The following is a 15298-nucleotide window of genomic DNA, read 5'->3' on the forward strand; positions in this document are numbered from 1 at the left end:
AAGGAGGTGCACATCTATATGAGAAAAGCTATAGAAATTAAATCAGAAGTTGTTTCTGAGATAGTTGAAAAGTTACAAAAATCTTCTGCTGCTGTTGTTGTAGATTACAAAGGATTAACAGTTGAAGAGGTAACTGAGTTAAGAAAACAAATGAGAGAAGCTGGTGTAGATTACAAAGTATATAAAAATACTTTAGTTAGAAGAGCAGCTAAAGAAGTTGGTATAGAGCAATTCAATGATGAATTATTAGTTGGAACTAATGCTATAGCATTTGGATATGATGATCCAGTTGCTCCAGCAAGAATATTAAAAGGATTCATGGATTCTCATCCAAAGATGAAATTAAAGATGGGTATTGTGGAAGGTGCATTCTACGATGAGTCTAAAATTGTTGAAATGGCTAACATACCATCAAGAGAAGTTCTTATCGCTAAATTACTTGGTAGCTTAAAAGCTCCAGTATCAAACTTTGCATATTTAATAGATGCAATAGCGAAAAAGGCAGAAGGTCAAGAAGAAGCTTAATAGCTTAATTAAAAAATTATAAATATTAATTTGAAATAAAATTCGGAGGTGCTAAAAATGACAATAGAACAAATATTAGAAGCTATAGAAAATATGAAAGTTTTAGAATTAAATGAATTAGTTAAAGCTGCTGAAGAAAAATTCGGTGTATCAGCTTCAGCTCCAGTAATGGTAGCTGGTGCAGCTGCTGGTGGACCAGCTGCTGAAGAAAAAACTGAGTTTGATGTAGTATTAGCTGAAGTTGGTTCTTCAAAAGTTGGAGTTATAAAAGCAGTTAGAGAAATAACAGGATTAGGATTAAAAGAAGCTAAAGAAGTAGTTGATAATGCTCCTAAGACAGTTAAAGAAGGAGCTTCTAAAGAAGAAGCTGATCAAATAAAAGAAAAATTAGAAGCTGCTGGAGCTAAAGTAGAAGTTAAGTAGTTTCTTTAAAAAGATACCCTATGGGTATCTTTTTTATTTGCAAAGAATTATAGGATTTATATAGAGTTATAAAGAAAATATTTTTATAAAATAAAAAAATCTATAATAGTATTAAATTAAGGGTATCATATAGTATGTAATGATATTTTAATTTAATACTATTATTAAATTAAAATATAAACAATTGTTGTAATGTATATATAGAGAGTATATAATTAAATGGAACTATAAAAAATTACATATTATTTTAAAAAAATACATAAGTGCTTTGAAAATAAAATGTAATAAATAATTAATTAACAAATATAAATTTAAAAATAAACTAGATATTAAAAAAAATCGAAATTTGTAGACTGAAGGACATATTTAAGGAGGAGTTAATAATGGAAAAGTTACAAGGAAAAATTGCAGTAGTTACTGCTGCCACAAAAGGTATTGGATTAGCTTCAGCAGAGATATTAGCAAAGAATGGAGCAATTGTATATTTAGCAGCTCGTTCAGAAGAATTAGCTAATGAAGTTATAAATAAAATAGGTGCAGAAGGTGGTTGCGCCAAGTTTGTTTACTTTAATGCTCGTGAAGAAGAAACTTTTACTTCAATGATAGAAGATGTAGTTAAAAAAGAAGGGAAGATAGATATACTTGTAAACAATTTTGGTTCAACAAACCCTTCTCTTGACAAAGACCTTTTAACTGGAGATACAGATAATTTCTTTGACACAGTAAATACTAATTTGAAAAGTGTGTATTTACCATGTAAAGCAGCAATTCCTCATATGATAAAGAATGGAAAAGGCAGTATAGTAAATATATCAAGTATAGGTTCAGTATTACCTGATTTATCTAGAATAGCGTACTGTGTATCAAAAGCAGCAATTAATTCATTAACTCAAAATATAGCAACACAATATGCAAAAAATCATGTTAGATGTAATGCTGTACTTCCAGGTCTTATTGCAACTAAAGCTGCATTAGATAATATGTCACCAGAATTCATAAAAGAGTTTTTAAAACATGTCCCTTTAAATCGTATAGGAGAGCCTGATGATATAGCAAAAGCCGTTCTATTCTATGCTAGTGATGATTCATCCTTTATAACAGGAGACTTACTTGAAGTTGCAGGAGGATTTGGTTTACCTACTCCACAATTCGCAGACAATATATTAGGGTAATCAAGCTACTGATATATAATAAAAATTTATGTATTAGTTATGCTAGAAGTTCTATTTTTATAAAGACCATAGATACAATTTATATTGGAAAAAGTCTAAGACTAAAAATTCCAAGTTAAATTTATCTATGGTCTTTATTTTGTATATTTAATAAATTGTATATATTTGTATAAATCTAATTATTTACAACTAATTTATCAAGGAATTATAATTAAATAGGGGAAGGGTATTTGTATATAAGTTTATATAGAAAATTAGACCTATAAATGAAAAATATGGATTTTATATTAAGAAATTGTACATAATACATAATATATTCCAAAAATAATTTACAAAAAATCAAAAATAATGCATAGTTTACATATAAGATAAAAAATATATTGAAAAATACTTGACAATATGCTAAAATTATTAGATGCGTTAGAATGAACTATTGTTTTATTTTTAATTATTGAGAGGTGAAAAGTGAATGCCACATCCTGTCACGATAGGTAAAAGAACTAGAATGAGCTTTTCTAAAATTAAGGAAATAGCTGATGTGCCAAATCTTATAGAAATTCAAGTAGATTCCTATGAGTGGTTTTTAAAAGAAGGTTTAAAAGAAGTGTTTGATGATATTTCACCAATAGAAGATTATACTGGTAATCTTATATTGGAATTTGTTGACTATTCTTTAGATGATAAACCAAAGTATGATATAGAAGAGTGTAAAGAGAGAGATGCTACATATTGTGCACCTCTAAAAGTTAAGGTAAGACTTATAAATAAAGAAACAGGCGAGATAAAAGAACAAGAAGTATTTATGGGTGACTTCCCTTTAATGACAGAAAGAGGAACTTTCGTTATAAATGGAGCAGAAAGAGTTATAGTAAGTCAATTAGTTAGATCTCCTGGTGTTTACTATGCGGAAGAAAGAGATAAAACAGGTAAGAGATTGATTTCATCTACTGTAATTCCTAATAGAGGAGCATGGTTAGAATATGAGACAGATTCTAATGATGTAATTTCTGTAAGAGTTGATAGAACAAGAAAACAACCAGTTACAGTTTTACTTAGAGCTTTAGGGATAGGAACAGATGCAGAGATAATTGACCTTCTAGGAGAAGACGAGAGATTGTCTGCTACATTAGAAAAAGATAATACTAAATCAGTAGAGGAAGGTCTTGTAGAGATATATAAAAAATTAAGACCAGGTGAGCCTCCTACTGTAGAAAGTGCATCATCTTTATTAAATGCTTTATTCTTTGATCCAAAAAGATATGACTTAGCAAAAGTTGGTAGATATAAATTTAATAAGAAACTTGCTTTATGTTATAGAATAATGAATAAAATTTCAGCACAAGACATAATAAATCCAGAAACTGGGGAAGTATTTGTAAAAGCTGGAGAAAAAATAAGTTATGAGTTAGCTAAAGATATACAAAATGCAGGTATAAATGTAGTAAATCTACTAATGGATGATGATAAGAAAGTTAGAGTTATAGGAAATAATTTTGTAGATATTAAGTCACACATTAATTTTGACATAGATGATTTAAACATAAAAGAAAAAGTACATTATCCAACTTTAAAAGAAATTTTAGATGGATATAGCGATGAAGAAGAAATAAAAGAAGCTATAAAATCAAGAATTAAAGAACTTATACCAAAACATATATTATTAGATGACATAATAGCTTCAATAAGTTATGAGTTCAATATATTCTATAATATAGGAAATATTGATGATATAGACCACCTAGGAAACAGAAGAATAAGATCTGTAGGTGAATTATTACAAAATCAAGTTAGAATTGGTCTTTCAAGAATGGAAAGAGTCATAAAAGAAAGAATGACAGTTCAAGATATGGAAGCTATAACGCCTCAAGCGTTAGTTAACATAAGACCAGTTTCTGCTGCAATAAAAGAATTCTTTGGTAGTTCTCAGTTATCTCAGTTCATGGACCAAACAAATCCTCTATCTGAGTTAACACATAAGAGAAGATTATCAGCTCTTGGACCTGGAGGTCTTTCAAGAGAAAGAGCTGGATTCGAAGTGCGTGATGTTCACCATTCACACTATGGTAGAATGTGTCCAATAGAGACTCCAGAAGGACCAAACATCGGTCTTATAAACTCTCTAGGAACTTATGCAAAGATAAATGAATTTGGATTTATAGAATCACCATATAGAAAATTTGACAAAGAAACATCAACAGTTACTGGTGAAATACATTATTTAACTGCTGATGAGGAAGATTTATTTGTAAGAGCTCAGGCAAATGAGCCATTAACAGATGATGGTAAGTTCGTAAACCATAGAGTTGTTTGTAGAACTGTAAATGGTGCTGTTGAAATGGTTCCTGAAAGTAGAGTAGATTACATGGATATATCTCCTAAGCAAGTTGTATCTGTTGCGACTGCTATGATACCTTTCCTAGAAAATGATGACGCCAACCGTGCCCTTATGGGAGCGAACATGCAACGTCAGGCAGTGCCTCTAGTTAGAAGAGAAGCACCGATTATAGGAACTGGTATAGAATATAGAGCTGCAAAAGACTCTGGTGCAGTTGTGGTTGCTAGAAATTCTGGTATAGCAGAAAGAGTAACAGCAGATGAAATAATTATAAAAAGAGAAGATGGAAACAGAGATAGATATAATCTACTTAAGTTTAAACGTTCAAACTCAGGTACTTGTATAAATCAAACACCTATAATAAGTAAAGGTGAACAGATAGAGAGAGGCGATGTTATAGCAGATGGTCCAGCAACTGATTTAGGTGAGGTTGCACTTGGAAGAAACTGCCTTATAGCATTCATGACTTGGGAAGGTTATAACTACGAGGATGCCATATTAATAAATGAAAGATTAGTTAAAGAAGATAGATTATCAACAATTCATATAGAAGAATATGAATGTGAAGCTAGAGATACAAAACTAGGACCAGAGGAAATAACTAGAGATATACCTAATGTTGGAGATAGTGCAATTAAGAACTTAGATGACAGAGGTATAATAAGAATAGGTGCAGAAGTAGATTCAGGTGATATATTAGTTGGTAAAGTAACTCCAAAAGGAGAAACTGAACTTACTGCTGAGGAAAGATTACTTCGTGCAATATTCGGAGAAAAAGCTAGAGAAGTTAGAGATACTTCACTTAAAGTGCCTCATGGTGAATCTGGTATAATAGTTGATGTAAAAGTGTTTACTAGAGAAAATGGAGATGATTTATCTCCAGGAGTAAATGAGTTAGTAAGATGTTATATAGCTAAAAAGAGAAAGATAAAAGTTGGAGATAAAATGGCTGGTCGTCATGGTAATAAGGGTGTTATCTCAAGAATATTACCAGAAGAAGATATGCCATTTATGGAAAATGGAACTCCACTAGATATAATACTTAACCCACAAGGTATACCATCACGTATGAACATTGGTCAGGTTCTAGAAGTTCATTTAGGACTTGCTGCTAAGACGTTAGGATGGTATGTAGCAACATCAGTATTCGATGGTGCTAATGAGTATGACATAATGGATGCTCTTGAGGAATCTGGGTATCCTAGAGATGGTAAATTGACTTTATATGATGGTAGAACAGGTGAGACTTTTGACAACAGAATAACTGTTGGATATATGTATTACTTAAAACTACATCACTTAGTAGATGAAAAATTACATGCAAGAAGTACTGGACCATACTCATTAGTTACTCAGCAACCACTAGGTGGTAAAGCACAATTTGGTGGACAAAGATTTGGAGAAATGGAGGTTTGGGCTCTAGAAGCATATGGAGCTGCTCACATACTTCAAGAAATACTTACTGTTAAGTCTGATGACGTTGTAGGTCGTGTTAGAACTTATGAAGCTATAGTTAAAGGTGAAAATATACCTGAACCAGGAATCCCAGAATCATTTAAGGTTCTTATAAAAGAACTTCAAAGTTTATGCTTAGATGTAAAAGTATTGACAGATGAAGACCAAGAAATAGAAGTAAGAGAGTCTGTAGATGAAGATGATACAATAGGTGAATTTGAGCTAGACGTTGTAAATCATATGGGAGAAGTTGAAGAAAGCAACATAATAGAAGAAATTGAAGATGATTTTGCGGAAAATGCAGAAGATGAGGATATAGAGAATTTAGAAGAATTCACTGAAGATGATTTATTTGAAGAAGAAATAGATTTTGAAAGTGATGACTTTGATGTGTAAATTTAATTAATGTAAATCTCAAATAGAAGGGAGAGAACTCCTTGTTTGAATTAAACAATTTCGAGTCGATAAAAATAGCATTGGCTTCTCCAGAAAAAATAAGACAATGGTCTAGAGGAGAAGTTAAAAAGCCAGAAACTATAAATTACCGTACTTTAAAGCCAGAGAAAGATGGTCTTTTCTGTGAAAGAATTTTTGGACCACAAAAAGACTGGGAGTGCCATTGTGGTAAATATAGAAGAGTTAGATATAAAGGTGTAGTTTGTGATAGATGTGGAGTAGAAGTAACTAAATCAAAAGTAAGAAGAGAGAGAATGGGACATATAGAGCTAGCTGCTCCTATGTCTCACATCTGGTACTTCAAAGGTATACCAAGTAGAATGGGACTTTTACTTGATATGTCACCAAGATCATTAGAAAAAATATTATATTTTGCTTCATATGTAGTAGTTGACCCTGGAGAAACTGGATTAAATGAAAAACAGTTACTTACAGAAAAAGAATACAGAACTGCTCTTGAAAAGTATGGATATACTTTTACTGTAGGAATGGGTGCTGAAGCTGTAAAGATATTACTACAAAATATAGATTTAGAGCAACAAAGTAAAGACTTAAGAGCGGAATTAAAAGATAGTACAGGACAAAAGAAAGTTAGAACAATCAGAAGATTAGAAGTTGTAGAAGCATTTAAAAAATCTGGAAATAAACCAGAATGGATGATTTTAGATGCAATACCAGTAATACCACCAGATTTAAGACCAATGGTACAACTTGATGGTGGAAGATTTGCGACTTCAGACCTAAATGATTTATATAGAAGAGTTATAAATAGAAATAATAGACTTAAAAGACTATTAGAGCTTGGAGCTCCAGATATAATTGTAAGAAACGAAAAAAGAATGCTTCAAGAAGCAGTTGATGCCTTAATAGATAATGGTAGAAGAGGTAGACCTGTAACAGGACCTGGAAATAGACCACTTAAATCTTTATCAGATATGTTAAAAGGTAAACAAGGTCGTTTCCGTCAAAACTTACTTGGTAAACGTGTTGACTACTCAGGTCGTTCTGTTATAGTTGTTGGACCAGAACTTAAATTTTATCAATGTGGGCTTCCAAAGAAAATGGCATTAGAATTATTCAAGCCATTTGTTATGGATAAATTAGTTAAAGAAGGATATGCACATAATATAAAAAGTGCAAAATCTATAGTAGAAAAAGTTAAACCAGAAGTTTGGGATGTTTTAGAAGATGTTATAAAAAGTCATCCAGTTCTTCTTAACCGTGCACCGACTCTACATAGATTAGGTATACAAGCATTTGAACCAATCTTAGTTGAAGGTAAGGCTATAAAACTACATCCTCTTGTATGTACAGCCTATAATGCAGACTTTGATGGAGACCAAATGGCAGTCCATGTACCTTTATCAGTAGAAGCACAGGCAGAAGCAAGATTCTTAATGCTTTCTGTAAATAATATCCTTGCTCCTAAAGATGGTTCACCTATAACTACTCCATCTCAGGATATGGTTTTAGGTTGCTATTATCTAACAATAGAAGCACAAGATGGAGCTAAAGGTACAGGTATGGTATTTAAAGATTTTAATGAGTTATTACTTGCTTATTACAATAAATCAGTTCATCTACATGCTTTAGTAAAATTAAAGGTAACACTTGAAGATGGAAGCAGTTCATTAGTTGAAAGTACTGTTGGTAGATTTATATTTAACGAAAATATACCTCAAGATTTAGGTTTTGTAGATAGAAAAGAAAACCCATTTGCACTTGAAGTTGATTTCTTAGCAGATAAAAAATCTCTTGGTAAAATAATAGATAAATGTTTTAGAAAACATGGAAATACAGAAACAGCTGAATTACTAGACTATATAAAGGCTCTAGGATTTAAATACTCTACATTAGGTGGAATAACAGTTGCTGTTGATGATATGAGTGTACCAGAAGAAAAGAAAGTATTTATAGCAGAAGCAGAAGCAAGGGTTGATAAATATGAAAAAGCATACAGAAGAGGTCTGATATCTGATGAAGAGAGATATGAGAAAGTTATAGAGACATGGACAGAAACAACTGACAAAGTTACTGATGCTCTTATGGGTGGATTGGACAGATTAAATAATATATATATAATGGCACATTCAGGAGCCAGAGGTTCTAAAAACCAAATTAGACAGCTAGCAGGTATGCGTGGTCTTATGGCCAATGCATCTGGTAAAACAGTTGAGATACCAGTTAAATCTAATTTCCGTGAAGGTTTATCAGTACTAGAATATTTTACATCTTCACATGGTGCCAGAAAAGGTCTTGCTGATACCGCTATACGTACAGCTGAATCTGGATACTTAACAAGAAGACTTGTTGATGTAAGTCAAGATGTTATCGTAAGAGAAATAGATTGTGGAACAGAGGATACTACAGAAATTTATGCTATAAAAGAAGGAAATGAAGTTATAGAAGAGATATACGATAGAATTGTAGGAAGATATACTATAGACCCTATATTAAATCCTGAAACTGGCGAAGTTATAGTTGAAGCTGATGCTATGATACAAGAAGATGAAGCAGAAACTATAGTAGATTTAGGAATTGAAAAAATTAGGATAAGAACAGTTCTTAACTGTAAAACTAATCATGGAGTTTGTTCTAAGTGCTATGGTAGAAACTTAGCTACAGGAAAAGAAGTTAATATAGGTGAAGCAGTTGGTATAATAGCAGCTCAATCTATCGGTGAGCCGGGTACTCAGCTTACAATGCGTACATTCCATACTGGAGGAGTTGCAGGAGCTGATATAACTCAAGGTCTTCCAAGGGTTGAAGAATTATTTGAGGCTAGAAAACCAAAAGGATTAGCCGTAATAACTGAAGTATCTGGTAGAGTTGAAATAGACGAAACTGGAAAGAGAAAAGAAGTAAATGTAATACCAGCAGAAGGCGAAACTCAAACATATGTGATACCATATGGTTCTAGATTAAAGGTTAAACAAGGTCAAATGTTAGAAGCTGGAGACCCATTAACACAAGGGTTTATAAATCCTCATGATATAGTAAGAGTAAATGGTGTTAAGGGAGTTCAAGAATATATAGTTAAAGAAGTTCAAAGAGTGTATAGACTTCAAGGGGTTGACGTTAACGATAAGCATATAGAAGTTATAGTAAGACAAATGCTATCTAAAGTTAAAGTTGAAGACCCAGGAGATACAGATTTATTACCAGGTGGATATGAAGATGTATTAACATTCAATGAATGTAATAAAGATGCTGTAGCCAAAGGTCTAAGACCAGCAGTTGCTAAAAGAGTTTTACTTGGTATAACTAAAGCGTCTCTTGCAACTGATTCATTCTTATCAGCAGCTTCATTCCAGGAGACAACAAGAGTATTAACAGAGGCAGCAATAAAAGGTAAAGAAGACCACTTAATAGGACTTAAAGAAAATGTTATATTAGGTAAATTAATACCAGCTGGAACAGGAATGAAGAAATATAGAAATATAGCTGTTGAAAAAATTGAAGATTAATGGCAGATAGAGTAAAGAAATCTTGACAACCATTATTTGTGGTGTTAAAATAGTAAAGTGTGTTGTTTAAAAGTGCACTAAGGGCTTGAATAAGCTCTTAGTGACTTTTAGATGGCAATAAATAAAAACTAAAAAGCATCAAGCTAGAAAAATGCTAATATCACATATTTATGTGTTATAGACATTAAATTGTAAGTAACGTATGTTACAATCAGTCAGTATGAATATTCATATTGATGTAGTTGGCGGTCACTGATAAGATCGAAAATTTGGAAGGAGGTGCAGATGATGCCAACAATTAACCAATTAGTTCGTAAAAGTAGAAAAGCGGTAGAGAAGAAATCTACTGCTCCAGCATTACAAAAAGGTTACAACTCTTTAAACAAGAAAGTAACTGACGCTAGTGCCCCACAAAAAAGAGGGGTTTGTACTTCAGTAAAAACAGTTACTCCTAAGAAACCTAACTCAGCTTTAAGAAAAGTTGCCAGAGTTAGATTAACTAATGGTATAGAAGTTTCTGCTTATATACCAGGAGAAGGACACAACTTACAAGAGCATAGTGTTGTTCTTATAAGAGGAGGAAGAGTAAAAGACCTTCCAGGGGTTAGATACCATATACTAAGAGGTACTTTAGATACAGCAGGTGTTGATAAGAGAAGACAATCAAGATCTAAGTACGGTGCGAAGAGACCTAAAGAAGCTAAAAAGTAAAAACAATTAATGATTGATTATAGTTCGGTGCTTTAAATATATATATTTATGGCATCACGGCATTAAGTGAATTATGTCGAGTACCTATGATTTAAGTTAAATAATTAAGGAGGGAAGCGAAATGCCAAGAAAAGGTAATGTTCCAAAAAGAGAAGTTTTACCAGATCCTATGTATGGGAGTAAGGTAGTTACTAAATTAATAAATAATCTAATGGTAGACGGAAAAAAAGGAAAGTCTCAAAGTATAGTTTATGACGCTTTCGCAGTTATTGCTGAAAAAACAGGAGAAGAAGCTTTAGAAGTATTTAATAAAGCAATGGATAATATAATGCCTGTTTTAGAAGTAAAAGCAAGAAGAGTTGGTGGGGCAAACTACCAAGTACCAATCGAAGTTAGACCTGAAAGAAGACAAACACTAGGCTTAAGATGGCTAGTAAAATATACTAGAGCTCGTGGAGAAAAAGGAATGGTTGAAAAGCTTGCTAAAGAAATAATGGATGCAGCTAACAACACTGGAGCTTCAGTTAAGAAAAAAGAAGATACTCATAAAATGGCAGAAGCTAATAAAGCATTTGCTCATTACAGATGGTAGGATATATAGATATCTTATAAAATTGAGGATATCATAAGGAGGATAACCATGGCTAGAAAGTTTCCTTTGGAAAGAACTAGGAATATAGGAATCATGGCTCATATAGATGCAGGAAAAACTACTACTACAGAAAGAATCCTGTTTTACACTGGGCAAACTCATAAAATAGGAGAAACTCATGAAGGAGCTTCTCAAATGGACTGGATGGAGCAAGAAAAGGAAAGAGGTATAACAATAACTTCTGCCGCTACTACTGCTTCATGGAAAGACCATAGAATAAATATAATAGATACTCCTGGACACGTGGACTTCACTGTTGAAGTTGAAAGATCTCTAAGAGTTCTTGACGGTTCAGTTGCTGTATTCTGTGCAAAGGGTGGGGTTGAGCCTCAATCAGAAAATGTATGGAGACAAGCTGAAACTTACGGAGTACCTAGAATAGCTTTTGTAAACAAAATGGATATATTAGGTGCAGATTTCTACAATGTTGTAAGCATGATGAAATCTAGATTAAATTCTAATGCAGTTCCTATGCAATTACCAATAGGTAAAGAAGATTCATTCATAGGTATAATAGACTTATTAAAAATGGATGCTGTTATATACAAAGACGATTTAGGAATCGAAATGGAAGAAACAGACATACCAGAAGACATGAAAGAATTAGCCGCTGAGTGGAGAGAAAAATTAGTTGAATCAGTAGCTGAAACTGATGAAGAATTAATGATGAAATACCTTGAAGGTGAAGAACCTACTATAGATGAATTAAAAGTTGCTATAAGAAAAGCTACTATAGCTTGTGAAATGAACCCAGTTTTCTGTGGTACTGCTTATAGAAACAAAGGTGTTCAGTTAGTAATAGATGCAGTTTTAGATTACTTACCAGCACCAACTGATATAGCCGCTATAAAAGGTATATTAGAAGATGGAGAAGAAGCTGAAAGACACTCTTCTGATGAAGAGCCATTCTCTGCATTAGCATTCAAAATAATGACTGACCCATTCGTTGGAAAACTAGCGTTCTTCAGAGTTTACTCTGGAACATTAGAATCTGGTTCTTATGTTTTAAATGCAACTAAGAATAAGAGAGAAAGAATCGGTCGTATATTACAAATGCATGCCAATACAAGAGAAGAAATAACTAAAGTTTATGCTGGAGATATAGCAGCAGCAGTAGGATTAAAAGATACTACTACTGGAGACACATTATGTGACCCTGCTAATCCTATAATACTTGAATCTATGGAATTCCCTGAGCCAGTTATATCTGTTGCTATAGAACCAAGTTCTAAAGCAGCTCAAGAAAAAATGGGTATAGCTCTTCAAAAATTAGCTGAAGAAGACCCAACTTTCACAGTTAAGACTGACCAAGAAACAGGACAAACTATAATATCTGGTATGGGTGAGTTACACTTAGAGATAATAGTAGATAGATTGTTAAGAGAATTTAAAGTAGAAGCTAAAGTTGGTGCACCACAAGTTGCATATAGAGAAACTATAACTCAACCAGTTGATGTTGAATACAAGTACTCTAAGCAATCAGGTGGTAGAGGACAATACGGTCACGTTAAGATTAGAGTTGCTCCTCAAGAGCCAGGTGAAGGATACAAGTTCACAAACAAAACTGTTGGTGGATCTGTACCAAAAGAATATGTTGGTCCAGTTGACATGGGTATACAAGGAGCTATGCAATCTGGTATAGTTGCTGGTTATCCAGTTGTAGACGTTGCTGTTGAGTTATATGATGGTTCTTACCATGAGGTTGACTCTTCTGAGATGGCGTTTAAAATGGCTGGTTCAATGGCATTCAAAGATGCTATGAAGAAAGGTAATGCAGTTCTTTTAGAGCCTTACTTCAAAGTAGAAGTTGTTACTCCAGAAGATTACATGGGAGATGTTATGGGTGACTTAAACTCAAGAAGAGGATTAATCCAAGGTATGGAAGCTAGAAGTGGTGCACAAGTTATAAATGCATTCGTTCCACTTTCAGAAATGTTTGGATACTCAACAGACCTAAGATCTTCAACTCAAGGTCGTGCAACTTATACAATGATATTCGATCACTATGAGCAAGTTCCAGCTTCAGTTGCTAAGAAAATAGCTGAAGGAAAATAATTTAAAAATAATTAATAATATAAATATAAAAAATAATCAGCGATATGAGATATATCTCATATCGCACAAGATAAAGGGAGGAAATTCAAAATGGCTAAAGCTAAATACGAAAGAACAAAACCTCATGTTAATATAGGTACAATAGGACACGTTGACCACGGTAAAACTACATTAACAGCAGCAATAACAAAAACATTATATGACAGATATCAATTAGGAGAAGCAGTAGATTTCGCAAACATAGATAAAGCTCCAGAAGAAAGAGAAAGAGGAATCACAATATCAACAGCACACGTTGAGTATGAAACTCCAAACAGACACTATGCACACGTTGACTGCCCAGGACATGCTGACTACGTTAAGAACATGATAACAGGAGCAGCACAAATGGACGGAGCAATATTAGTTTGTTCAGCAACAGATGGACCAATGCCACAAACAAGAGAGCATATACTATTATCAAGACAAGTTGGTGTACCATATATAGTAGTATTCTTAAACAAATGTGACATGGTAGATGACGAAGAGTTATTAGAACTAGTAGAAATGGAAGTAAGAGATTTATTAACAGAATATGATTTCCCAGGAGATGATACTCCAATAATAAGAGGGTCAGCATTAATGGCATTAGAAGATCCAAAGAGCGAGTGGGGAAATAAGATAGTAGAATTATTCGAGCAAATAGATGAGTATATTCCAGCACCAGAGAGAGATACAGATAAACCATTCTTAATGCCAGTAGAGGACGTATTCTCAATCACAGGAAGAGGAACAGTTGCAACAGGAAGAGTGGAAAGAGGAGTACTAAAAGTACAAGACGAAGTAGAATTAGTAGGATTAACAGAAGCACCAAGAAAAGTAGTAGTAACAGGAGTAGAGATGTTCAGAAAATTATTAGACCAAGCACAAGCAGGGGATAATATAGGAGCATTATTAAGAGGAGTACAAAGAAACGAAATAGAAAGAGGACAAGTACTAGCAAAAACTGGTTCAGTAAAGGCACACACAAAGTTCACAGCAGAAGTATATGTACTTAAAAAAGAAGAGGGTGGAAGACATACACCATTCTTTGATGGATATAGACCACAATTCTATTTCAGAACAACAGATGTAACAGGAGCTTGTAAATTACCAGATGGAATAGAAATGGTAATGCCTGGAGATAATGTAACAATGGAAGTAGACTTAATAAACTCAATCGTTGTAGAAGAAGGATTAAGATTCTCAATAAGAGAAGGTGGAAGAACAGTAGCTTCAGGAGTTGTTGCTACAATAGTAGAGTAATCTTTTACTAAACTAATGGATTTAATATAGAAAAAGAGGGGGTAATACCTCTCTTTTTTGTTTTTTGTTGACAAGTAGCACTAAAGCATATATACTAAACTAGTGCCTTAAGATAGATTAACAATCAAGTTTAAGGTTATGATGTTGTAATAGAAAATAAAATTGAAAAAAACATAAAAAAAACTTGAAAAAATGTAACAGATGATATAAAATATAATAGTGTGCTTGAGAGATTAAGAAAATAAGAATTAAATCCTAGTGAAATACGAACTAATATCGATTTGAAAGTTACAACACACCCGGAGCAGTGTATCGGTATTGGTTGTACGCAACTTGAAAATTAAACACGTGATAAAGGAGGGAAAACAAAATGGCTAAGAATGAAAAAATAAGAATAAGATTAAAATCATATGATCACAAATTATTAGATTTTTCAGCAGGGAAAATAGTTGAAACTGCTAAAAAGGCTGGATCACAAGTTTCAGGACCTGTGCCTCTACCAACAGAAAAACAAATTGTAACTATATTAAGAGCTGTACATAAGTACAAAGACTCTAGAGAACAATTTGAAATAAGAACTCATAAAAGACTAATCGACATAGCTAATCCAACACCTAAGACAGTTGACTCATTAATGAGATTAGACTTACCAGCAGGTGTAGATATAGAAATAAAATTATAAGAACCCCTAAGATATTATCCTATAGGTGATTATCTTAGAATGATTACTCTAAAAGATGTAATCCGCTGTAAGAATTATAGG

General features: G+C 33.0%; 10 protein-coding genes. All 10 read left to right on the forward strand.

Annotation, left to right across the window (positions count from 1 at the left end):
* The first annotated feature begins 18 nt into the window (after positions 1 to 18).
* The 10 genes from rplJ to rpsJ all read left to right on the forward strand — a co-directional run bounded on the left by rplJ (position 19) and on the right by rpsJ (position 15217).
* Positions 19 to 525, forward strand: a complete 507-nt coding sequence (gene rplJ, locus ACTG47_RS00625; RefSeq protein WP_003421187.1) for a 50S ribosomal protein L10 — start codon at positions 19 to 21, stop codon at positions 523 to 525.
* A gap of 57 nt (positions 526 to 582) precedes the next feature.
* The gene (gene rplL / locus ACTG47_RS00630) at positions 583 to 948 is read left to right on the forward strand and encodes a 50S ribosomal protein L7/L12 (RefSeq protein WP_021382505.1); all 366 of its coding nucleotides are present in this window, start codon (positions 583 to 585) and stop codon (positions 946 to 948) included.
* A gap of 383 nt (positions 949 to 1331) precedes the next feature.
* Positions 1332 to 2120 (forward strand): 7alpha-hydroxysteroid dehydrogenase, encoded by a 789-nt coding sequence (gene hdhA, locus ACTG47_RS00635; protein ID WP_169469768.1) that lies wholly within the window; start codon positions 1332 to 1334, stop codon positions 2118 to 2120.
* Positions 2121 to 2589: 469 nt separating this feature from the next.
* Positions 2590 to 6306 carry a DNA-directed RNA polymerase subunit beta gene (rpoB, locus tag ACTG47_RS00640; RefSeq protein WP_169469767.1) on the forward strand — a complete coding sequence of 1239 codons (3717 nt, stop codon included), beginning with the start codon at positions 2590 to 2592 and terminating at the stop codon, positions 6304 to 6306.
* A gap of 41 nt (positions 6307 to 6347) precedes the next feature.
* The gene (gene rpoC / locus ACTG47_RS00645) at positions 6348 to 9833 is read left to right on the forward strand and encodes a DNA-directed RNA polymerase subunit beta' (protein WP_479925785.1); all 3486 of its coding nucleotides are present in this window, start codon (positions 6348 to 6350) and stop codon (positions 9831 to 9833) included.
* Positions 9834 to 10121: 288 nt separating this feature from the next.
* Positions 10122 to 10544: a 30S ribosomal protein S12 gene (gene rpsL, locus ACTG47_RS00650; protein ID WP_021382501.1), complete on the forward strand. Its 423-nt coding sequence runs from the start codon at positions 10122 to 10124 to the stop codon at positions 10542 to 10544.
* A gap of 121 nt (positions 10545 to 10665) precedes the next feature.
* Positions 10666 to 11136: a 30S ribosomal protein S7 gene (gene rpsG / locus ACTG47_RS00655; RefSeq protein WP_479925786.1), complete on the forward strand. Its 471-nt coding sequence runs from the start codon at positions 10666 to 10668 to the stop codon at positions 11134 to 11136.
* Between the two features lie 48 nt (positions 11137 to 11184).
* The gene (gene fusA, locus ACTG47_RS00660; RefSeq protein WP_479925787.1) at positions 11185 to 13251 is read left to right on the forward strand and encodes an elongation factor G; all 2067 of its coding nucleotides are present in this window, start codon (positions 11185 to 11187) and stop codon (positions 13249 to 13251) included.
* Positions 13252 to 13341: 90 nt separating this feature from the next.
* On the forward strand, positions 13342 to 14535 hold the full coding sequence (gene tuf, locus ACTG47_RS00665; RefSeq protein ID WP_479925784.1) for an elongation factor Tu: 1194 nt from the start codon (positions 13342 to 13344) through the stop codon (positions 14533 to 14535).
* 370 nt (positions 14536 to 14905) lie between these two features.
* Positions 14906 to 15217: a 30S ribosomal protein S10 gene (gene rpsJ / locus ACTG47_RS00670; RefSeq protein ID WP_054268679.1), complete on the forward strand. Its 312-nt coding sequence runs from the start codon at positions 14906 to 14908 to the stop codon at positions 15215 to 15217.
* Positions 15218 to 15298 lie beyond the last annotated feature (81 nt).

The organism is Clostridioides sp. LIBA-6622 (assembly GCF_056716095.1).